Source organism: Gordonia sp. PvP123, from assembly GCF_040547295.1.
Lineage (GTDB): Bacteria > Actinomycetota > Actinomycetes > Mycobacteriales > Mycobacteriaceae > Gordonia > Gordonia terrae.
On record NZ_JBEPPN010000010.1, the window covers coordinates 54,240 to 73,795 of the forward strand.

Annotated in this window: 25 protein-coding genes; 6 read left to right on the plus strand and 19 right to left on the minus strand. The window is 69.9% G+C overall.

What is annotated here, in order from left to right:
* Positions 1-100: 100 nt before the first annotated feature.
* The 12 genes from ABIC25_RS19475 to hisD form a co-directional block, all read right to left on the minus strand.
* Positions 101-904, minus strand: coding sequence for a TIGR02234 family membrane protein (locus ABIC25_RS19475; protein WP_354562777.1), 804 nt, complete (start codon positions 902-904; stop codon positions 101-103).
* Complete coding sequence (locus ABIC25_RS19480) at positions 901-2,475, minus strand: anthranilate synthase component I (protein ID WP_101819506.1); 1,575 nt, start codon at positions 2,473-2,475, stop codon at positions 901-903. The genes ABIC25_RS19475 and ABIC25_RS19480 overlap by 4 nt, the downstream gene beginning before the upstream one ends.
* The gene (locus tag ABIC25_RS19485; protein ID WP_004021167.1) at positions 2,472-2,651 is read right to left on the minus strand and encodes a tautomerase family protein; all 180 of its coding nucleotides are present in this window, start codon (positions 2,649-2,651) and stop codon (positions 2,472-2,474) included. The genes ABIC25_RS19480 and ABIC25_RS19485 overlap by 4 nt, the downstream gene beginning before the upstream one ends.
* Positions 2,652-2,727: 76 nt before the next feature.
* A complete protein-coding gene (gene hisI / locus ABIC25_RS19490) occupies positions 2,728-3,129 on the minus strand; it encodes a phosphoribosyl-AMP cyclohydrolase (RefSeq protein ID WP_004021168.1) in 402 nt (133 codons plus the stop codon).
* A gap of 40 nt (positions 3,130-3,169) precedes the next feature.
* Entirely contained in the window at positions 3,170-3,943 is a 774-nt protein-coding gene (hisF, locus tag ABIC25_RS19495; RefSeq protein ID WP_004021169.1) for an imidazole glycerol phosphate synthase subunit HisF, read from the minus strand.
* Positions 3,940-4,836 (minus strand): inositol monophosphatase family protein, encoded by an 897-nt coding sequence (locus tag ABIC25_RS19500; RefSeq protein WP_354562778.1) that lies wholly within the window; start codon positions 4,834-4,836, stop codon positions 3,940-3,942. Before ABIC25_RS19500 ends, hisF begins: the two co-directional genes overlap by 4 nt.
* The gene (gene priA, locus ABIC25_RS19505) at positions 4,836-5,579 is read right to left on the minus strand and encodes a bifunctional 1-(5-phosphoribosyl)-5-((5-phosphoribosylamino)methylideneamino)imidazole-4-carboxamide isomerase/phosphoribosylanthranilate isomerase PriA (RefSeq protein ID WP_239400970.1); all 744 of its coding nucleotides are present in this window, start codon (positions 5,577-5,579) and stop codon (positions 4,836-4,838) included. Before priA ends, ABIC25_RS19500 begins: the two co-directional genes overlap by 1 nt.
* A gap of 66 nt (positions 5,580-5,645) precedes the next feature.
* On the minus strand, positions 5,646-5,984 hold the full coding sequence (locus ABIC25_RS19510) for a hypothetical protein (protein WP_354562780.1): 339 nt from the start codon (positions 5,982-5,984) through the stop codon (positions 5,646-5,648).
* Positions 5,981-6,622 (minus strand): imidazole glycerol phosphate synthase subunit HisH, encoded by a 642-nt coding sequence (gene hisH / locus ABIC25_RS19515; RefSeq protein WP_004021173.1) that lies wholly within the window; start codon positions 6,620-6,622, stop codon positions 5,981-5,983. Before hisH ends, ABIC25_RS19510 begins: the two co-directional genes overlap by 4 nt.
* On the minus strand, positions 6,619-7,257 hold the full coding sequence (gene hisB, locus ABIC25_RS19520) for an imidazoleglycerol-phosphate dehydratase HisB (RefSeq protein WP_101819501.1): 639 nt from the start codon (positions 7,255-7,257) through the stop codon (positions 6,619-6,621). Before hisB ends, hisH begins: the two co-directional genes overlap by 4 nt.
* The gene (locus ABIC25_RS19525) at positions 7,254-8,405 is read right to left on the minus strand and encodes a histidinol-phosphate transaminase (RefSeq protein WP_354562781.1); all 1,152 of its coding nucleotides are present in this window, start codon (positions 8,403-8,405) and stop codon (positions 7,254-7,256) included. Before ABIC25_RS19525 ends, hisB begins: the two co-directional genes overlap by 4 nt.
* Positions 8,402-9,745 (minus strand): histidinol dehydrogenase, encoded by a 1,344-nt coding sequence (gene hisD, locus ABIC25_RS19530; RefSeq protein WP_354562782.1) that lies wholly within the window; start codon positions 9,743-9,745, stop codon positions 8,402-8,404. Before hisD ends, ABIC25_RS19525 begins: the two co-directional genes overlap by 4 nt.
* 158 nt (positions 9,746-9,903) lie before the next feature.
* On the opposite strand from hisD, the gene ABIC25_RS19535 reads away from it, so the two are divergent.
* The 4 genes from ABIC25_RS19535 (at position 9,904) to ABIC25_RS19550 (ending at position 12,849) form a co-directional block, all read left to right on the plus strand.
* Positions 9,904-10,359: a hemerythrin domain-containing protein gene (locus ABIC25_RS19535; RefSeq protein WP_354562882.1), complete on the plus strand. Its 456-nt coding sequence runs from the start codon at positions 9,904-9,906 to the stop codon at positions 10,357-10,359.
* A 206-nt stretch (positions 10,360-10,565) separates the two neighbouring features.
* Positions 10,566-12,206: an HNH endonuclease signature motif containing protein gene (locus ABIC25_RS19540; protein WP_354562783.1), complete on the plus strand. Its 1,641-nt coding sequence runs from the start codon at positions 10,566-10,568 to the stop codon at positions 12,204-12,206.
* Positions 12,207-12,308: 102 nt separating this feature from the next.
* Positions 12,309-12,596, plus strand: a complete 288-nt coding sequence (locus ABIC25_RS19545; RefSeq protein WP_231896043.1) for a DUF5655 domain-containing protein — start codon at positions 12,309-12,311, stop codon at positions 12,594-12,596.
* Entirely contained in the window at positions 12,529-12,849 is a 321-nt protein-coding gene (locus ABIC25_RS19550) for a hypothetical protein (protein ID WP_354562785.1), read from the plus strand. The genes ABIC25_RS19545 and ABIC25_RS19550 overlap by 68 nt, the downstream gene beginning before the upstream one ends.
* 4 nt (positions 12,850-12,853) lie before the next feature.
* Here the strand turns inward: ABIC25_RS19550 and nadC are convergent, their stop codons facing one another.
* The 4 genes from nadC to ABIC25_RS19570 all read right to left on the minus strand — a co-directional run bounded on the left by nadC (position 12,854) and on the right by ABIC25_RS19570 (position 15,786).
* A complete protein-coding gene (nadC, locus tag ABIC25_RS19555) occupies positions 12,854-13,765 on the minus strand; it encodes a carboxylating nicotinate-nucleotide diphosphorylase (protein ID WP_435529109.1) in 912 nt (303 codons plus the stop codon).
* Entirely contained in the window at positions 13,762-14,829 is a 1,068-nt protein-coding gene (nadA, locus tag ABIC25_RS19560; RefSeq protein WP_354562788.1) for a quinolinate synthase NadA, read from the minus strand. The genes nadC and nadA overlap by 4 nt, the downstream gene beginning before the upstream one ends.
* Before the next feature lie 193 nt (positions 14,830-15,022).
* Positions 15,023-15,529, minus strand: coding sequence for a DUF1990 domain-containing protein (locus ABIC25_RS19565; RefSeq protein WP_354562789.1), 507 nt, complete (start codon positions 15,527-15,529; stop codon positions 15,023-15,025).
* The gene (locus tag ABIC25_RS19570; RefSeq protein ID WP_004021183.1) at positions 15,526-15,786 is read right to left on the minus strand and encodes a helix-turn-helix domain-containing protein; all 261 of its coding nucleotides are present in this window, start codon (positions 15,784-15,786) and stop codon (positions 15,526-15,528) included. The genes ABIC25_RS19565 and ABIC25_RS19570 overlap by 4 nt, the downstream gene beginning before the upstream one ends.
* An 82-nt stretch (positions 15,787-15,868) precedes the next feature.
* On the opposite strand from ABIC25_RS19570, the gene map reads away from it, so the two are divergent.
* Both map and ABIC25_RS19580 read left to right on the plus strand, forming a co-directional pair.
* On the plus strand, positions 15,869-16,642 hold the full coding sequence (gene map, locus ABIC25_RS19575) for a type I methionyl aminopeptidase (protein ID WP_354562790.1): 774 nt from the start codon (positions 15,869-15,871) through the stop codon (positions 16,640-16,642).
* A 278-nt stretch (positions 16,643-16,920) separates the two neighbouring features.
* Complete coding sequence (locus ABIC25_RS19580) at positions 16,921-17,652, plus strand: NUDIX hydrolase (protein ID WP_004021185.1); 732 nt, start codon at positions 16,921-16,923, stop codon at positions 17,650-17,652.
* Here ABIC25_RS19580 and ABIC25_RS19585 read toward each other — a convergent pair.
* From ABIC25_RS19585 to bioB, 3 genes are read right to left on the minus strand one after another with little or no spacing between them, the layout of a single operon-like run.
* Positions 17,615-18,211: a DUF2567 domain-containing protein gene (locus ABIC25_RS19585; RefSeq protein WP_354562792.1), complete on the minus strand. Its 597-nt coding sequence runs from the start codon at positions 18,209-18,211 to the stop codon at positions 17,615-17,617. The genes ABIC25_RS19580 and ABIC25_RS19585 overlap by 38 nt on opposite strands.
* A complete protein-coding gene (gene bsaP / locus ABIC25_RS19590) occupies positions 18,208-18,447 on the minus strand; it encodes a biotin synthase auxiliary protein BsaP (protein ID WP_004021187.1) in 240 nt (79 codons plus the stop codon). Before bsaP ends, ABIC25_RS19585 begins: the two co-directional genes overlap by 4 nt.
* Positions 18,448-18,481: 34 nt before the next feature.
* Complete coding sequence (gene bioB / locus ABIC25_RS19595; protein WP_004021188.1) at positions 18,482-19,519, minus strand: biotin synthase BioB; 1,038 nt, start codon at positions 19,517-19,519, stop codon at positions 18,482-18,484.
* Between the last annotated feature and the right edge of the window lie 37 nt (positions 19,520-19,556).

Here is a 19,556-nt window from a genome sequence, read left to right on the forward strand (position 1 = left end):
CGGCCGGGTTGGCCGATCTGTGACCTCGCCCCGCCGGTGGGTACTCCGCCGGCCCCGGTGTCGGAGGAGTGATCTCGCGCACCCGGCCTCCGGGCACGCGTCAGCGACGGTCGGGATCGGTGGGGTCGGTCGGATCGATTCCGGTGTCGAGCGCGTCCCACATCATGCGTTCGTTGGCGCCCGGCGGAGTCGGATCCGCCGTCGGTTCCGCCGGGTCCGCGTCGTCCCCGGACCCCGGTTTCCCGGACCCGGCCGCTCCGGTCCCGGCCGTCCCGGTCGGCGTCGTCCCGGAGTGTGCCTCGGTGGCCTTGCGACGCTCGTAGTCGGCGAAGATCTCGGTCTCGATCTCCTCGCGCCGCGCGGCCGGGGTGGTGTACTTCGACGATCGGGTGGCGCCCTTCGCGACACGCATCAGGGCCACCGCCGCGCCGACGGCACAGAGGGTGCCGGCGAGGACGAGGAGGGCCGCCAGGGTGTTGGTGTCGACGTAGAGCACCACGTAGCGATCGGGAATGCTGCCCGCGTCCGCCGCATAGTCCGAGTCGGCGCCGCCGGTGATCAGCGAGATCGCCGGGAAGGCGGCCAGGACGCCGCCCACCGCGACCAGGATCGCGACGACTCGAAGGGCCCACCCGCGCACCGACAGCGCCGCGAGGATGCCCGCCAGGTAGACCAGTGCCAGCGGGGTGAGCCAGGGACTCCAGTCCCCGCCGTTGACCTCGAACGAGCGCTGCGGGGACAACCCGTCCTCGGCCGAGACGGTGGCCCAGGTCATCCGGCTCGCCCCCCAGAAGGCGGCCGCGGCGGCCGCCATCAGCAGCGCCGCGATGACCTGCAGGCGGCGGACGGACTTGCGGCGCGACGTCTCGGCGTCGGGCCCGGTTCCTGGTTCGGCAGAGGTCATGAGGTCTCACCCACCCGTCGCATCGTCGAGGCGGCGGCGACGGCGTTGAGCACCGCGGTCGCCTTGTTACGCGCCTCGTTGTATTCGTACTCGGGCTCACTGTCGGCGACCACGCCGCCGCCGGCCTGCACGAACGCCTTGCCGCGTGCGAGCAGCGCGGTGCGGATCGCGATGGCGGTGTCGGCGTTGCCGGCGAAGTCGATGTAGCCCACGATCCCGCCGTACAGACCCCGGCGGGTCATCTCGTGTTCGTCGATGAGTTCCATCGCCCGCACCTTCGGGGCCCCGGTGAGCGTTCCGGCCGGGAAGCAGGCCGTCACGGCGTCGAGGGCGTGCTTGTCGTCGCGGAGGGTCCCCGACACGGTCGAGACGAGATGCATGACGTGGCTGTAGCGCTCGATGTGCCGGTAGTCGCTGACCTTGACCGTGCCGGGCACGCACACGCGGCCGAGGTCGTTGCGGCCGAGGTCGACCAGCATCAGGTGTTCGGCGTTCTCCTTCTCGTCCTCGATCAGCCCCTTGCCGAGCAGCTGGTCTTCTTCCTCGGTCGCGCCGCGCCAGCGTGTACCCGCGATCGGATGCGTGGTCGCGACCCCGTCGGCCACGGTGACGAGTGCCTCGGGGCTGCTGCCGACGATGGTGAACGGCTTGCGCGCGATCGCGTCGGGCGAGCCGGTGTCGCTGTGCTCCTCGGTGCCGGGCATCCGCAGCAGATACATGTACGGACTCGGGTTCGAGGCGCGCAGTACCCGGTACACGTCGAGGGGGTCGGCGTCGGAGTCCATCTCGAAGCGCATCGACGGCACGACCTGGAAGGCCTCGCCCGCCTCGATCTCACCGACCAGATCGGTGACGATCTCGCTGTACTCCGCGAGGGAGCGTTGCGCGGTGAACTCGGGCCGCGGGCGGTCGAAGGTCGACACCGTCGACGGCGCTGGTGCGGCGAGCGCCTCGGTCATCCGATCGAGCCGGGCGAGGGCGTCGGCGTAGGCGTGCTCCACCCGGTCGTCGGAGCCGTCCCAGTTCACCGCGTTCGCGATGAGCGTGATCGTGCCCTCGTGATGGTCGACCGCGGCGAGGTCGGTGGCCAGGACCATCATCATGTCGGGGAGGCCGAGGTCGTCGACCGTGGTCTCGGGCAGACGTTCCAGCCTGCGGACCATGTCGTAGGCCATGAAGCCGACGAATCCTCCGGTCAGCGGCGGCATCCCGGGCAGCGGGTCGGTCTGCAGGACGCGCAGCGACTCCGCGAGCACCTCGAGCGCGTCGCCGCCCTCGGGTGCGCCGACCGGTACCGACCCCCACCAGTGCGCCTGCCCGTCGACGACGGTCAGGGCCGAGGGCGCACCGGCGCCGATGAACGACCACCGGGACCAGGATCGCCCGTTCTCGGCGGATTCCAGCAGGAAGGTCCCCGGACGGTCACCCGCGAGCTTCCGGTACGCCGACAGCGGCGTCTCGGAGTCGGCGAGGACCTTGCGCGTCACCGGCACCACGCGGTGATCGCGCGCGAGATCGAGGAACTCCGCGAGAGTCGTCGTGGCGGCCGCTGCGCCGGTACCGGACGTCATCCGAGCGGCTCGCCGCCGACGCCCCACTGATTACGCGGAACCTCCGTGATCGTCACCCAGACCGAATCGGGGTTCTTGCCGGTCGCCTTGGCGTAGGCCTCGGTGACCGCGGCGATCGTCTCGCGTTTCACGCGATCGGACAGTCCCGGCGTCTGCGAGATCTGGATGAGGGGCATGGACGCACCGCCTTTCGAAGGTCTCGAGTTGTGACGAGTTCCCGGGCGGTCTGTCCCGGGACTCGTGTCTGGGGCTCTATTCTGCTGGGTCCGGCGAGCCCGGCCCGGCGTCGGCCCCGGAATCGGGTCCCGCGTCGATCCCGAACGTCAGCGACTCGGTGTCGAAGCAACTGTGATTGCCGGTGTGGCAGGCCGCGCCGACCTGGTCGACCACCAGCAGCACGGTGTCCCCGTCGCAGTCGATCCGGGCGTCGTGCACGTACTGCGTGTGCCCGCTGGTCTCCCCCTTGACCCAGTACTCCTGGCGCGACCGCGAGTAGTAGGTGCCCTTCCGCGTGGCCAGCGTGCGCTCGAGCGCGACGTCGTCCATCCAGGCGACCATCAGCACCGTCCCGGTGCTGCGTTCCTGGGCCACCGCGGTGAACAGGCCGTCGGAGTTTCGTTTCAGGCGTGCGGCGAGATCGGGATCGAGGGCCATCAGCGTCCTTCCTGGTCGGTTCGGGAGCACATGGGACTCCTCATCGGACGGTGATCCCGGCGTCGCGCATGGCCGTCTTCACCTCGGCCACGGTGAGTTCACCGAAGTGGAAGACCGAGGCCGCGAGAACGGCGTCGGCGCCCGCCTCCACGGCCGGTGCGAAGTCCTCGATGCGGCCGGCGCCGCCGCTGGCGATGACCGGTACCGACACCGCGGCGCGCACGGCCGTCAGCATGCGGAGATCGAAGCCCTGCTTGGTGCCGTCGGCGTCCATCGAGTTCAGCAGGATCTCCCCCACGCCGAGATCTTGGCCGCGGCGTGCCCATTCGACGGCGTCGATTCCGGTGCCCTTGCGGCCGCCGTGGGTCGTGACCTCCCAGCCCGACGGCGTGGGCTCCGACCCCGCCGGCACGGTCCGCGCGTCCACCGACAGCACGATGCACTGCGAGCCGAAACGACGGCTCATCTCGGCGAGCACATCGGGCCGGGCGATGGCCGCGGTGTTGACGCTGACCTTGTCGGCCCCGGCGCGCAGCATGGTGTCGACGTCGTCGACGGTCCGGATGCCGCCGCCGACGGTGAGCGGGATGAAGACCTGATCGGCGGTGCGCTTGACGACGTCGATCATCGTCGACCGTCCCGAGCTCGACGCGGTGACGTCGAGGAAGGTCAGCTCGTCCGCCCCCTCGCGGTCGTAGCGCTCGGCCAGTTCGACCGGGTCGCCTGCATCGCGCAGGTTGGCGAAGTTGACGCCCTTGACCACACGGCCGTCGTCGACGTCGAGGCACGGGATGACCCGGGTCGCCAGCGTCATCGTCGGGTCTCCTTCGGGGTGGTGAAATCTGGGTTGATGGAGTCTGGGGTGATGGAGTCTGGCGTGATGGAGTCTGGGGCCCATTCCGGGACCGTCTCGGCGATGACACTCATCAGCTCGGCGTGCACGGTCGGTGTGCCCGCGACCAGGGACGGCGAGGCCACCGTCCACGGCCGGCCGGCGATGTCGGTCGCCACGCCGCCTGCGGCACGGACCAGTGCGGCGCCCGCGGCGTTGTCCCAGGGGTGCCGGCCGAAGGCGATCGCCCCGCCGAACACGCCGGCTGCGGTGAAGGCCATGTCGACCCCCGTCGACCCGGTCATGCGGATCCGGGCGGCACGCGTGCTCAGTTCGCGCAGGAGGTCGGCGCGGCGCGAGCCGGGGTACCTGCCGCCACCGCGGGCATCGAAGGGTCCGAAGGCGATGGCCGCCTCGGCGAGGACGGGGTCGGGGGCCGGCGGAGCGGGCTCGCCGTCGATGAGCAGCGGGCCGTCGACGTGTGCGGCATACCGACGCCCCACGAGCGGGAGCCAGGTCATCCCGAGGGTGGCCTCGCCGTCGACCACGAGGCCGAGCAGGATTCCGGTGAGCGGCAGCCCCGCCGAGTAGTTGAACGTGCCGTCGATCGGGTCGAGCACCCACACCGGCCCGTCGACGACGTCGGCACCGCCGAACTCCTCACCGTGGACCGGGATCTGCGTGCGATCGGCGAGCTCGGCCCCGATGTGCCGTTCGAGATCCAGGTCGATCTGCGTGGCGAAGTCGGTGCCGCCCTTGTTGATCGCGCTCGGTGCACCCTGCCCGTCGACGAATCGGTCGACCGCGGCGTCGAGGATCGACCCGGCGGTGTCGAGCAACCGGGGCAGGTCGAGAGAGGTGTCGGACGAGCTCATCAGACCCCGGCGACCGCGGTCAGCGCCTCCGGCAACGTGAAGCGGCCCGCGTAGAGCGCCTTGCCGACGATGGCGCCCTCGACACCCTGTCCGGTGAGGCCGGCGATCGCGACCAGATCCTCGATGGCCGAGACTCCGCCCGAGGCCACGATCGGGGCGTCGGTGGCCGCCGCGACCTCGGCGAGCAGGTCGAGGTTCGGACCCTGCAGGGTGCCGTCCTTCGACACGTCGGTGACCACGTAGCGGGCGCATCCGTCGCGATTGAGCCGCTCGAGGACCTCCCACAGATCGCCACCGTCGGTCACCCAGCCACGACCGCGAAGGCGGTAGGAGTCACCGTCACGGATCACGTCGAGACCGACCGCGATGCGGTCGCCGTGTTCGGCGATCGCGCGGGCACACCATTCCGGGTTCTCCAGCGCGGCGGTGCCGAGGTTCACGCGGGTGCAGCCGGTCGCGAGGGCGGCCGCCAGCGAATCGTCGTCGCGTATTCCGCCGGACAGCTCGACCTTCACGTCGAGTTCGCCGACGACGCCGGCCAGCAGGTCGCGGTTGTCGCCTCGGCCGAAGGCCGCGTCGAGGTCGACGAGGTGGATCCACTCCGCGCCGTCCCGCTGCCACGCCAGCGCGGCATCGCGCGGCGAGCCGTAGGAGGTCTCGGTGCCGGCCGCGCCCTGGACGAGGCGGACCGCCTGCCCGTCGGCGACGTCGACGGCGGGAAGGAGTTCGAGGGTGCTACCCATGGGTGAATCTGTCCTGTCTGTTCTGGATCGAGCGATTCGGCTGTCGGGACGTGCTCGGGTGTCGGGTCAGGCCGGGTGGTGACCGTCGCGCGCCGCGATCAGGTCCGCCCGGGCGCGGTCGACCATGCGGTTGGCAACGGTACCGATTGCGGCGATCATCGCCGCCACCGCCACCAGCGCGGCGACGAGTCCGGCGACCGGCGACCAGCGCGCACAGAGCGCGATGATCGGGACGGAGACGATCAGGACCAGCACACCCGCACCGAGAGCGTAGAAGGCGAGTTTCGCGATCGAGAAACCGGCGGGCGCCGATGCGGCGTCGGTCGGCCCGGACTCGATCGGTGAGCCGCGGTGTCCGTCGCCGTGCCCGGGGTCGTCGTCCGGGCGCGGCGTGCCGCCGGTCACGAGAGTCCCCGAACCCAGTTCTCCAGCAGGTGGGCGCCGGCGTCACCGGATTTCTCGGGGTGGAACTGGGTGGCCGACAGCGGCCCGTTCTCGACCGCGGCGAGGAAGCGCCCGCCGTGTTCGGCCCAGGTCAGTCTGGGTGCACGCAGCCGGGAGCCGTCGCTGTCCATCTCCCACGCCTGTGCGGCGTAGGAGTGCACGAAGTAGAAGCGGGTGTCGGCGTCGAGCCCGTCGAACAGGACCGACCCCTCGGGCGCGTCGACCGTGTTCCACCCCATGTGCGGCAACACCGGCGCGGGCAGCTGCGTCACGCTGCCCGGCCACTCCCCGCACCCGTCCGCCTCGACGCCGAACTCGACGCCGCGTTCGAAGAGGATCTGCATGCCGACGCAGATGCCCAGGACCGGCCGGCCCCCGGCGAGCCGGCGACCGACGATCCGGTCGCCCTTCACGGCGCGCAGACCTTCCATGCAGGCGGCGAAGGCGCCGACGCCGGGCACGACGAGGCCGGTGGCGTTCAGGGCGGTGTCGAAGTCGGAGGTGACGGTCACTTGTGCCCCGGTGCGTTCCAGCGCGCGCTGCGCCGACCGCAGGTTGCCCGACCCGTAGTCGAGGATGGTGACATCGACGGCGCTCACAGCGCACCCTTCGTCGAGGGCACACCCGTGACGCGCGCGTCGTATTCGGTGGCGGCGCGCAGCGCACGGGCCACGGCCTTGAACTCGGCTTCGGTGATGTGGTGCTGGTCGCGGCCGTAGAGCACACGGACGTGCAGGGCGATCCGAGCGTTGAGAGCGATCGATTCGAAGACGTGCCGGTTGATGACCGTCGAATACGGCACGCCGGGGTAGCCGCCGATCACCGCGGTCAGCATGTGCTCGGGCTCCCCGGTGTGCACGCAGTACGGACGGCCGGAGACGTCGACCACCGCCTGGGCGAGGGTCTCGTCCATCGGAATCCACGAGTCGCCGAAGCGGCGGATGCCCTTCTTGTCGCCCAGCGCCTGACCCAGCGCCTGGCCGAGCACGATCGCGGTGTCCTCGATGGTGTGGTGGCCTTCGACCTCGACGTCGCCCTTCGCCTCGACGGTCAGGTCGAAGCTGCCGTGCTGACCGAACGCGGTGAGCATGTGGTCGAAGAACGCGATGCCCGTCGAGATGTTCGTCACGCCGGTGCCGTCGAGGTTCAGTTCGACGGCGATCGACGACTCCCGGGTGGTCCGTTCGACCTTCGCGATGCGGGGTGCCCGGCTCTCGGATGCGGGGTTGGTCACTGGGTGTTCTCCAGATCTGTGGTGGCAAGGGTGCGGCTGACGTCGAGGAAGGCGTCGTTCTCGTGGGCGAGTCCGACGGTCACCCGCAGGTGGCCGGCGATCCCGACGTCGCGGATGAGGACGCCCTGGTCGAGGTAACGCTGCCACGACGCCGCTGCATCCCGGAAACCGCCGAACAGCACGAAGTTCGAGTCGGAGTCGACGACGCGGTACCCGGCCTCGGTGAGCGCCGCGACCACACGGTCACGTTCGGCGATGATCGCCGCGACACCGGCGAGGGTGTCGTCGCTGTGCCGAAGGGCCGCGCGCGCCGCCGCCTGGGTCAGCACGGACAGGTGGTACGGCAGCCGGACGAGCTGGATCGCGTCGACGACGGCCGGTGCCGCCGCGAGATACCCGAGGCGCCCGCCGGCGAAGGCGAACGCCTTGCTCATGGTGCGGCTGACGACGACCTTCGCCGGGAACTCGTCGATGAGCTCGACAGCGCTCGGCGCCGCGGAGAACTCCGCGTACGCCTCGTCGACGATCACGATGCCCGGTGCGGCCTCGACGATCCGGCGGAGATCGGCAAGCGGGATGGAACCGCCGGTCGGGTTGTTGGGCGAGGTCACGAAGACGACGTCGGGTTCGCGGTTGGCGACTTCGGCGACCGCGTACTCGGTGTCGAGGGAGAAGTCGCCTGCGCGCGCGGCGACCAGCCAGGTGGTGTCCGTGCCGTCGGCGATGATCGGGTGCATCGAGTACGACGGGACGAAGCCCAGCGCGCTGCGGCCCGGTCCGCCGAAGGCCTGCAGCAGCTGCTGCAGGACCTCGTTCGAACCGTTTGCCGCCCAGAGGTTCTCGACGCCCAGCCGGACACCGGTGGCCCGGGTCAGGTAAGCGGCGAGGTCGGTACGCAGGGCGACGGCATCGCGGTCGGGATAGCGGTGCAGCTCGGCGGCCGCCTCGCGCACCGACGCGGTGACGTCGTCGATCAGGGCCGCTGACGGCGCGAGCGGGTTCTCGTTGGTGTTCAGGATCACCGGAACCTTGAGTTGCGGTGCGCCGTAGGCACTCTTGCCGCGGAGGTTGGCGCGCAGCGGCAGATCGTCGACGGTGATCGAGCCACCCGGCACGACTGCACCCACCACCGCATCGGACGCGGTCACCGGGCGGCACTCTTCACGAAGCGCTGCTTGACCGCGTCGCCGTGACCGGGCAGGTCCTCGGCATCGGCCAGGGTCACCACCTTGTCGGCGACCTCACGCAGCGCGGCTTCGTCGTAGTCGATGACGTGGACGCCCTTGAGGAACGTCTGCACCGAGAGACCCGAGGCGAAGCGCGCCGAACCCGACGTCGGCAGAACATGATTGGAGCCGGCGCAGTAGTCACCGAGACTCACCGGGGCATACGGGCCGACGAAGATCGCGCCCGCGTTGTGCACGCGGTCGGCGACCGCGGCGGCATCGCGCGTCTGGATCTCGAGGTGTTCGGCCGCATAGGCGTCCACGACCGCGAGCCCGGCGTCGAGGTCGTCGACGAGAACGACGCCCGACTGCTCCCCCGACAGCGCGGTGAGTACACGCTCGCGGTGCTTGGTGGCCGCGACCTGGGTGTCGAGCGCGGCGTCGACGGCATCGGCGAGTTCGGCGCTGTCGGTGACGAGCACCGAGGCCGCCAGCACGTCGTGTTCGGCCTGGCTGATGAGGTCCGAGGCGAGGATGCCGGGATCGGCCGAGTCGTCGGCGAGGATCGCGATCTCGGTCGGTCCGGCTTCGGAGTCGATGCCCACCACGCTGCGGCAGAGCCGCTTGGCGGCGGTGACATAGATGTTGCCCGGGCCGGTGATGAGGTCGACCGGGTCGAGGACGGAGTTCGGCGCGTCGGCGGCCTCGGTGTCGTGACCGCCGTAGGCGAGCAGGGCCACCCCCTGGGCACCGCCGACGGCCCACACCTCGTCGACGTCGAGGAGCGCGCAGGCGGCGAGAATCGTCGGGTGCGGCCAGCCGCCGAAGTCCTTCTGCGGCGGCGACGCGACGACCAGCGAGCCGACCCCGGCCTCCTGGGCGGGCACGACGTTCATGATGACCGACGACGGGTACACCGCGTTGCCGCCGGGAACGTACAGACCGACGCGGCGGACCGGAATCCACTTCTCGCTCACGACGCCGCCGTCGACGACCTGCGTGCGCGTGGTCTCGCGACGCTGGTCGGCGTGGACCGTGCGCGCGCGCCGGATGGATTCGCGCAGCGCGTCGGCGATCTGCGGGTCGAGTTCGGCGAGGGCGTCGGCGATGACCTGGGCGGGCACCCGGACCGATGCGGGGCGGACGCCGTCGAACTTCTCGCCGAAGTCGAGTGCGGACTCGGTGCCGTTCTCGGCCACCGCATGCACCACCGGCGTCACCGTGTCGAGGACGGCATTGACATCGGTACCCCCGCGGGGCAGCGCACGACGCAACTCGGCGAGTGTCGGCGTGCTACCGCGCAGGTCAATTCGGGCGAGCATGATCTCTCCTGGTGGCTGCGGATTTACCCGACAAGGATACGTGTCGGATGCCAGTGGGTTTCTGGTGCGGGTGGTGCGACGGTTCTTCTACGGTGGACAACGGAATCGCCCACGACCGTGAGGACGCGAAAGAGTGCCAGTACTGCGGGTGCCGGGACATGCCGTTGCTCCGCGACTACACCGCCGAACACGAACGGGCCGTGAACCTCGGCGGCGACGCGGTGCGGGCGCTCGATGCCGACGACCGCGACACCGCCCGGCGGCTCGCGGACCGGCTCGTGATCGAACTGCGGTCACACTGGCGCGGCGAGGAAGACGGGTTGTTCGCCCAGTTACTCAACACCGACCGGGACCTCTTCGCCGGGTACATCGACCCGCTCATCGCCGAGCACCGGGAGCTCGATGCGTTCCTGACGTCGATGGACCTGTCCGATCCCGCCGACCGCGACCGGTTCCGACGCGAGGTCGACGGGCTGCACCGGCACATCGCGAAAGAGGAGGACGCACTGTTCCCCGCGTCGGTGACGACTCTCGACGGCGATCAGTGGGATGCCGCGATCGCCGCCTGGGAGCACGCGCATCCCGGGGAGAAGCTGCTCGACCACGGCGTGTAGGCGTCGGGAGGGTGCCCACACGCCTGCCTGAGCTGGGTCGCCGGGCTGACCAGATGGCGCCTACCACACGACACCGACAGTTCCCACCGCCCGCAGATTGCATCAATAGATCTGCGCGACAACATATCTCGAATCCTCCGCTGCCCGATTCTCGTGTACACTCGAACGTACATTCGCAGCAACGGCTCTCGGGGGAGGTGACCGTCATGGCCGACACCACACACGTCGACGACGATTCGGCTGCGCCCCGACCGCGTGCCGTCGAGCTGGTGGCCGAGCTGCATGCGATCCTCGACGAACTGCAGACCGTCAATCTGTCTCCGTGCACCGACGAAGAGTTGATCGAGGTCGCCGCCGCGACCGAACGCGCCATCGCCCGAACCACGTACGCCGGTGACCGGCAAGTCGCCGAAGTCGAGGGTCGTGACCTGCCACGCAAGACCGGGTACCGCACCCTCATCCAGTTCATGAACCACCGACTCCGCGTCACCAACCCGGTTCGGCGGCGCAAGCACCTCAACGCCACCGCCACGCTCACGTGCCTCAGCGGCGACCGCCTCGAACCGGAACACCCCACCCTGGCCGCAGCATTCGCCGCAGGAACGGTCGGGACCGCCCACGTCCAGGCCGCCCTCGATGTCCTCGACCAGATCCCCCACGCTGTCGACCACGATGTGACAGTCGCTGCGGAACGGCAGATGGCCGAGATCGCCGCCGATTACACACCCGCCGACATCACCCAACTCGGCGCGCGGCTCCTCGCTCACCTCGACCCCGACGGCACACTGTCCGACGACACCGACCAGAAACGACGCCGCGGCCTGTGGATCGGACGCCAACGAGCCGACGGCACCGCCACCATCTCCGGCACCCTCACTCCCGCACTCCACGCCCGACTCACGATGATGTTCGCCGTCTGGGGCACACCCGGACTCAACAACCCCGACGACCCCAACTCACCGTCCGGACCGGCCGGCACCGCCGACCCCGACGCCCTCGCGCCCGCAGCCGATCGTGACCAACGCACCCCCGCCCAGACAAATCACGACGCCCTCGACGCCGCGCTCACCGCTGGCTTGTCAGACGGGATTCTCGGAACGTCGCACCGCGGCCTGCCCGCCCATCTGATCATCAAAGCCGATCTGGGCGACCTGATCCGCGAAGCCGGGCTCGCCACCACCGCCACCGGCACCCTGCTGCCCATCCCCGACCTGGTCGCGATGGCCGGCGACTTTCAACCATGGTTGGCAGTATTCAAGGACGCCACCGCCGTCCCGCTGCACTTCGGACGCGGCAAACGCCTCGCCACCCGCGCACAACGCCTCGTCTCCTTCGCCCGCCCCGACGGTGAAGTCTGTTCCGCACCCGGCTGCGATCAACCCGCCACCCAGGTCGAACTCCATCACGCCCAGAAAGATTGGGCCAAGGGCGGTCTCACCGACATCGACGACCTCGCACCCGCCTGCCCACGGCACAACCGCATGGTCAGCGACCAACCCGGCCAATACACCACCCGAATCGAACGGTCCGGACCCGACGAAGGCCGCTGCCTCTGGCGGTTGAACGCCGAACCCGGCGCGCCACCCAACCCCGACCGCCTCAACCGCCGACCCGACATACCCCGGCGATTCGCCGAACATCTGAACACCGTGCGCGACGAGATCCACGGACCACCAACCCGGCCCGGCGATCAAGCACGCCCCGAGGCGCCACACTTCCACGACGTCCGCCGGTCATGGTTGAACATCAGCCACGTCATCGACGTCCGACCACCCCGACCCGGACCACCCCCACCCCGGCCCTCCCTCGTCGAAGCACACGTCGTGGAGCTCCTCGCCACCCACTGACCGCGCCCGAGAGGTCGCACCTGCTGGCAGAGGATTCCCGACGCTCTCGGGTTCGTCGACCACAGGGTCCGGGACCGGTCAGGTGGCACCATGAACAGCGCCATGGGAACAGTTCCTGACGTTGCCGCCGACTTCTTCTCGGGCTCGCCGACGGGCCTGGCGATCTTCCTCGCCACCGAGCGGGCGGTCCGGACCCTTGGTGATGACGTGACCATTCGAGTCACGAAGAGCCAGATCACTTTCCGGCGAAGGTCCGGATTCGCGTATGTCTGGCGTCCAGGCCGCTACGTGCGATCCGAGCCCGCCTCGATATCCTCCGGTCGTGCGCAACCCGCGATCGCCGCTACACCTCTGCTGCCTGCTCTGGGCGCACGACGACGCGGCCGGTGACCTCACCCGATACGAGGACACCGTTCTCGATCTGCTCCCCGAGCACGGCGGTGCGGTGCTCAACCGGGTGGTCGGCGACGGACAGGGCGGTACGCCGCATGAGGTGCAGATCCTGCGGCTCGCCGACCGCAGTGCACTCGACGCCTATCTCGCCGATCCGCGCCGCACGGCGCTCGCCGACGAACGGGACCGGGTCATCGCCCGTACCGAGGTGTTCGAGGTCGATGTCCGGGCCGGCGATCCGGGCAACTGATCCCTCAGGGCGCGGGGATGTCCAACCCGAGGTCGAGCACGGTGACCGAATGGGTCAGCGCACCGACCGCGAGATAGTCGACGCCGGTGCGGGCGTAGTCGATGGCGACGTCGAGCGACAGACCACCGGAGCTCTCCAGTTTCGTCTCCGGCGAGCGCGTGTTGCGTCGCTGGACGGCCATCTGCGTTTCCCACGGCTCGAAATTGTCCAGCAGGACGAGCTCCGGCCTCAGTTCGAGGACCTCGTCGAGCTGCGCCAGCGAGTCCACCTCCACCTCGACCGGCAGCCCGGGAGCCGCGTCCCGCACCGCTCGCAGTGCGGCCGCGACCGAACCGGCTGCGGCGACGTGGTTGTCCTTGATGAGTGCCGCATCGCCGAGACCCATGCGATGGTTGACTCCCCCGCCGGCCCGCACCGCGTACTTCTGCAGGTGGCGCATTCCGGGCAGAGTCTTGCGGGAATCCCGGATCTTCGCGCCCGTCTCCTCGACGGCCGAGACCCAGGCCGCGGTGGCCGTCGCGATCCCCGACATGTGCGAGATCAGGTTCAGCGCAGTGCGTTCCGCGGTCAGCAGCGCGCGCGTCGGGGCGTGCACCGACAATACGACGGTGCCCGGTTCGACGCGGCTGCCGTCCTCGACCCGGGTTCCTATCGTGTACTCGCCCGCGCCGATCACCTCGTCGAAGACCGCCTCGACCACGGGCACACCGGCGATGACGCCGTGCGCGCGACTGACGATCGCCGCGTCGACGACAGCGTCGGCGGGCACGGTGGACGCGGTCGTGACGTCGGGTCCGTACCGCAGATCCTCGTCGAGGGCGGTCCGGATCAACGCGCGGACCTCGTCGGTGACCGCGACGCCGAGTTCGCCGCCCGCGGCCTGACCGACGAAATCGTCGCTCACGCCAGCGCTCATTCGCCCGATCCGGGGTTGCCGATCGCGATCATCCGCTCGACACTCTCGCGCGCCTTCTCGGCGACATCGGCGTCGACGAACACCTCGTCGCGACCCTCCCGCAGGCACCGGAGCATGGCGGCGGGCGTGATCATCTTCATGTAGGGGCACGAGGCGCGGTCGTTGACGGCCTGGAAGTCGACACCCGGCGCGGCCTTGCGCAGCTGATGCAGCATCCCGACCTCGGTGGCGACCAGGACCTGCTTCGCACCCGTCTCGCGGGCCGCGTCGAGCATTCCTCCGGTCGAGAGGATCTTCACCTTCTCCTCGGGCACGAAGCCCTCGCCCGCCAGGTACAGCGCCGACGTCGCGCACCCGCATTCCGGGTGGATGAACAGGTCGGCATCGGGGTGCGCGTTCGCCTGCGCGGTCAGCTCGTCACCGTTGATGCCGGCGTGGACGTGGCATTCGCCCGCCCAGATGTGGATGTTGTCGCGGCCGGTCTCACGCTTGACGTGTGCGCCGAGGAACTGGTCGGGCAGGAACAGCACGTCCCGGTCGGGATCGATCGAGGCCACCACGTCGACGGCGTTCGACGACGTGCAGCAGATGTCGGTCAGACCCTTCACCTCGGCGGTCGTGTTGACGTAGGACACCACGAGCGCGTCGGGGAACTCGGCCTTCCAGGCACGCAGTTCGTCGGCGGTGATCGAGTCGGCCAGCGAACACCCGGCGCGCTCGTCGGGGATCAGGACCCGCTTCTCCGGGCTCAGGATCTTGGCCGTCTCGGCCATGAAGTGGACGCCGCAGAAGATGATCTCGTCGGAGTCGACCTCGGCGGCGATCCGCGACAGGGCCAGCGAGTCGCCGACATGGTCGGCGACGTCCTGGATGGCCGGGAGCTGGTAATTGTGTGCGAGCAGGGTCGCGTTGCGCGCCTTGGCGAGACGGCGGACCTCGTCTGCCCATTCCTGGGTCGGCTCGATACCGGTGTATCCGCCGGGCGCGTCGTACCACTGCGCATCGATGAGCGCCGACACTGCAGGCGCGGTCACGGCCGCGGGGCGATCGCTGGTGATGCTCATTGCCACTCCTCTGGCTGCCCGGCGACGAGTTCCGTCTCCGGGACGCTGGTTCCCCAGATCACGGGCCGTGTGTCCGAGGCAGGTTTTCGACTCATGGTCGAAAACGCTATGCATCGTAACATTCGCCACACCCGGAGCATTCCCGCGACCTGGCCGGGCCGTGGCGCCGGCCCCGCCCACGATCCGGTTCAGCTCATCGGCACATCAGAGCATCGAGATAGCGCTCGCTGATTCGCGACTGGGCGAGGCGCCCGACCGGCCCGCCCAGCCGGGTGAACCACCGCCCCGGGCGCGAGAAGGCGACGACATGCCCGACCACCGTGTCGTCGGCGAGCCATTCCACCCAGAAGCGTTCCTCGCCGACCTCTGGATGCCCGGGGAGCGTTCCATAGGCGAAACCCTGTTCACGAGGGGCGTCGAGCACCTCGACGACCCGGCACCGCGCGACGATCCCGAGTGGACCGACCCCGACCCGCAGGTCGACGTCAGCGCCGACCGTCGCCGCGGGGGTGGACGCGTCGACGCCGAAGCCGGCACGACGATGCATGTCCCAGTTCAGAATTCGCTGACCCGCCGTGGCGAAGCACGCAGCCCCCGAACCGATGACCCGCGACCGGCGCAAGTGGTGATAACCGGGCGGCAGCGTGCCCGATGTCGCGCCGACCTCCGCATAGGTGAGTGCCGATCGGTCGCCGCTCACCCCGCCCGCGCCACCTCGGCGTCGAGGACGAGAGCCAGATCGTCGAGCGAGGCGCCGAGCGCGCGGGCGAGCGCCGCGATGGTCGCGAAGGCGGGCGTCGGCATGCGTCCGGTCTCGATCTTGCGCAGGGTCTCCGGCGAGATGCCCGCGCCGAGCGCGACGTCGCCGAGCGGGCGGTCGCCGCGCAGCTCGCGGATACGAGCACCGAGACGACGACCTGCCGCGATCTGTTCCGGGGTCAGCGGGTTACGCACCATGAGGCGATAGTAGCGGCTCCGGTATACAAATACCGACGATGGTGGTATTTCTATACCGCACATCGAATTCGAGAGGACGAGAATGGTCGAGCTGAAGTCACCCGCCGAGGTTGCCGCCATGGGGGTGACGGGCGCCTTCATCGCAGATCTGCTGGACGACGTCGCCGGCCGCGCCGACGTCGGGGTCAACCTCCTCGACCTCGAGGAGCGTGCGCGGGAACTCATCGCCGAGCGCGGCGCGCAGTCGTGCTACTGGGACTACTCGCCGTCGTTCGGCCGCGGGCCCTTCCGCAACGTGATCTGCCTGTCGGTGAACGATGCTGTGCTGCATGGCCTCCCGCATGACTACGTCCTCGCCGACGGCGACCTGCTGTCGATGGACATCGCCGTCGCGATCGACGGCTGGGTGGCCGACTCCGCGCGCAGTGTCATCGTCGGAACCCCGCGGGCCGAGGACCAGCGCCTCGTCGCGGCCACCGAAGAGGCACTGACAGCGGCCATCGACGCGGCACGCCCGGGCGGACGGATCGGTGACATCTCGGCGGCGATCGGCGCGGTCGCCGCCGCGCACGGATATCGGGTCAACACCGAGTTCGGCGGACACGGCCTCGGTCGAACCATGCACGAGGACCCGCACGTCGCGAACGTGGGCCGGGCCGGTCGGGGCATGAAGCTGCGCCCGGGACTCACCCTTGCGCTAGAGCCCTGGTTCACCCTCGGTTCCGAACGCATCAAGTTCGACGCCGACGGCTGGACCATCAGGTCTCTCGACGGATCCCGCGGCGCCCACAGCGAGCACACGATCGCCGTCACCGAGGGCGAAGCGCTGATCCTGACCACGAACGGGAGCGGGTAGTCGAATCACCCAGTGGCTTCGACACGGCGCCTCGCTCGCGCTCGGTGCCGGCTCAACCAGCAGGAGCGGCGGTAGTCGAGGTCACCGGGTGGCTTCGACACGGCACCTCACTCGCGCTCGGAGCCGGCTCAACCAGCAGCGGGACGCCGGCACAACCAGCAGGAGCACCGGGTAGTCGAGGTCACCGGGTGGCTTCGACACGGCGCCTCGCTCGCGCTCGGAGCCGGCTCAACCAGCAGCGGTCACCAGCGGAGGGTACGCACCCTACAATCGTGCGCATGCCAGCCGCCGGGTCCGAGCCACCCATCGCCGACGGTACGACCCTCCGGGTGGAAGTCCTGACCGTGGTGTTCCAGATCCGGGTCGCGCCGGATTCCGGATCCGGTTCGGACATCGACAGCCCGTCGCTGTGCGTCCTGCTGTCGCGGTCGGTCGACGACGTCTGGACCCTCCCGGGCGGCGGGGTCGGTGCCGCGGAGACACTGTCGGCGAGCGCACGTCGACTCGTCGCGGATTCCCTCGACGTCCGGGAGATCGCACACCTGGAACAGCTGTCGGTCTTCTCCGATCCGCGCCGGGTGCCCGCGGTCCGCACCATCGCGTCGACCTACATGGGCCTCGTGCCCTCCGACGCGGCCGCGACGCCGCCCGAGGCCGCGGGTTGGTTCGCCGTCGACGCGCTCCCCCCGCTGGCGTTCGACCACACCGAGATCGTCGACGCCGCCCGGCATCGGCTCGCCGCGAAACTCTCGTACACCAACATCGCCTTCGCGCTGGCGCCGGCGCGGTTCCCGATGTCGGCGTTGTCGGAGATCTACTGCGCCGCACTGGGTTATCCAGTGGACACGACCAACCTGCTCCGCATCCTGAGCCGGCGCGCCGTGGTGGTCGCCACCGGCACCGTCGGCAAGACCGGCCGGAGCGGCGGACGCCCGCCCGCCCTCTACGCCTTCGCCGAGAAGGAGTTACGTGTCACGGATGAGTTCGCGACGCTGCGCCCGCCGATGTGAGCACCTCCGCTGACGAGGCGTCGTCTTCGAGGTCGCCGACGCCGAGATCAGCGGTCCGCGAGGACAACACGCACACCAGGTAGACGACGGCGAACGCGAACGGAGCGCAGATGAGGAGTGTCCACGGCTCGCTCGACCCCGACCGTGTGGCGCCGTCGAGCCAGAGCTCCGGCGCGATCCGGTAGGTCGCGTCGACCGGCAGCGCGGTCGGATCGTCGTCGAATCGCAGTCCCGCGACCCACATCCCGACCGTCGCCGCGAGCGCCGAGCCGGCCGTGGCCGCCAGTGCCGGCCACACGAAACCGCTGACACCCCGCCACGAACGGGCCGCGAACCACACCACGAGGGCGGCGACGGCGCCGTAGCCGAACATCGTCACGGCGAAGGCCCCCACCCCGCCGAAATCGGCGGGGATGTCGTCGCGGCGGAGTCCGTCGAACACGACCCCGGTGGTGGGCGGGGTGAGAAGGGCCCAGATCACCCCGGCGACCGCACCCAGCAGAGCCACACCGACGGAGACGACGGCCAACCGGGGGACGGTGCGGACCGGCGGGTTCACCGGCGCCCCAGCTCCGTCGAGTCGACGGTGCCGTGCCGCGAGCAGCGCGCATCCCACCCGTCGGGTCGCACCTGGACCACCATCCGGCGTCCGCACTGCCCACAGAAGCGAGGGGGTTCGAGACCCAACCGAGCGGCGGGCGGAACGGCGTCGGGGGCCTGCAGTTCCACTTCGAGTCCGGTGAAGACGCCGAACCGGCACGGTTCGGCCAGTGGACCCGGGACGGTGTCGATCATGAGAACACGCTACCCATCGCTGCGGACGTACCCGTCAGATCGTGTCGTTCAGCGACTTGATCGGCATCGACAGGTCGCTGAGGAGGTCGAGGTCGTCCTCGGCGGGCCGACCGAGGGTCGTCAGGTAGTTACCGACGATGACGGCGTTGATGCCGCCGAGGATGCCCTGCTTGGCGCCGAGATCGCCGAGGGTGATCTCGCGCCCACCCGCGAAGCGCAGGATGGTGCGCGGCAGCGCGAGGCGGAAAGCGGCCACCGACTTCAGGGCCTCTGCGGCGGGCAGCACGTCGAGGTCGCCGAACGGGGTGCCGGGCCGCGGGTTCAGGAAGTTCAGCGGCACCTCGTCGGGCTCGAGGGTGGCCAGCTCGGCGGCGAACTCGGCCCGCTGTTCCAGGGACTCGCCCATGCCGAGGATGCCACCGCAGCAGACCTCCATACCCGCCTCGCGGACCATGCGCAGGGTGTCCCACCGCTCCTCCCAGGTGTGCGTCGTCACCACGTTCGGGAAGTGGCTCCGCGCGGTCTCGAGGTTGTGGTTGTAGCGGTGCACGCCCATGTCGCGCAGCTGGTCGACCTGGTCCTGGGTGAGCATGCCCAGGCTGCAAGCGATCTGGATGTCGACCTCGTTGCGGATCGCCTCGATACCCGCCGCGACCTGACTGAGCAGGCGTTTGTCGGGACCGCGGACCGCGGCGACGATGCAGAACTCGGTCGCGCCGGTCTTGGCGGTCTGCTTGGCCGCCTCGACCAGCGAGGGGATGTCGATCCAGGCGCTGCGCACCGGCGAGGCGAAAAGGCCGGACTGCGAACAGAAGTGGCAATCCTCCGGACACCCGCCGGTCTTCAGCGAGATGATCCCCTCGACCTCGACCTCCGGTCCGCACCAGCGCATCCGCACGTCGTGGGCGAGCTGCAGCAGTTCGGTGAGCCGATCGTCCGGCAGTCGCAGAACCTGCAGGACCTGCTCCTGATCGAGGGGCTCGCCGCGGTCGAGCACCTGCGTGCGGGCGATGGCGAGGATGTCGTCCGACGCCGGGGCCGAGGTGGCGGCGTCGACTGTTGCCTGGGTCACTGGTGATACTCCTTGGATGGATGTTCCGCTGCGGGAA

Coding starts and splice junctions, on each gene's coding strand:
- ABIC25_RS19475 (WP_354562777.1), bottom strand. CDS start 904: ATGACCTCTGCCGAACCAGGAACCGGGCCCGACGCCGAGACGTCGCGC.
- ABIC25_RS19480 (WP_101819506.1), bottom strand. CDS start 2,475: ATGACGTCCGGTACCGGCGCAGCGGCCGCCACGACGACTCTCGCGGAG.
- ABIC25_RS19485 (WP_004021167.1), bottom strand. CDS start 2,651: ATGCCCCTCATCCAGATCTCGCAGACGCCGGGACTGTCCGATCGCGTG.
- hisI (WP_004021168.1), bottom strand. CDS start 3,129: ATGGCCCTCGATCCCGATCTCGCCGCACGCCTGAAACGAAACTCCGAC.
- hisF (WP_004021169.1), bottom strand. CDS start 3,943: ATGACGCTGGCGACCCGGGTCATCCCGTGCCTCGACGTCGACGACGGC.
- ABIC25_RS19500 (WP_354562778.1), bottom strand. CDS start 4,836: ATGAGCTCGTCCGACACCTCTCTCGACCTGCCCCGGTTGCTCGACACC.
- priA (WP_239400970.1), bottom strand. CDS start 5,579: ATGGGTAGCACCCTCGAACTCCTTCCCGCCGTCGACGTCGCCGACGGG.
- hisD (WP_354562782.1), bottom strand. CDS start 9,745: ATGCTCGCCCGAATTGACCTGCGCGGTAGCACGCCGACACTCGCCGAG.
- ABIC25_RS19535 (WP_354562882.1), top strand. CDS start 9,904: ATGCCGTTGCTCCGCGACTACACCGCCGAACACGAACGGGCCGTGAAC.
- ABIC25_RS19540 (WP_354562783.1), top strand. CDS start 10,566: ATGGCCGACACCACACACGTCGACGACGATTCGGCTGCGCCCCGACCG.
- ABIC25_RS19545 (WP_231896043.1), top strand. CDS start 12,309: ATGGGAACAGTTCCTGACGTTGCCGCCGACTTCTTCTCGGGCTCGCCG.
- nadC (WP_435529109.1), bottom strand. CDS start 13,765: ATGAGCGCTGGCGTGAGCGACGATTTCGTCGGTCAGGCCGCGGGCGGC.
- nadA (WP_354562788.1), bottom strand. CDS start 14,829: ATGAGCATCACCAGCGATCGCCCCGCGGCCGTGACCGCGCCTGCAGTG.
- ABIC25_RS19570 (WP_004021183.1), bottom strand. CDS start 15,786: ATGGTGCGTAACCCGCTGACCCCGGAACAGATCGCGGCAGGTCGTCGT.
- map (WP_354562790.1), top strand. CDS start 15,869: ATGGTCGAGCTGAAGTCACCCGCCGAGGTTGCCGCCATGGGGGTGACG.
- ABIC25_RS19580 (WP_004021185.1), top strand. CDS start 16,921: ATGCCAGCCGCCGGGTCCGAGCCACCCATCGCCGACGGTACGACCCTC.
- bsaP (WP_004021187.1), bottom strand. CDS start 18,447: ATGATCGACACCGTCCCGGGTCCACTGGCCGAACCGTGCCGGTTCGGC.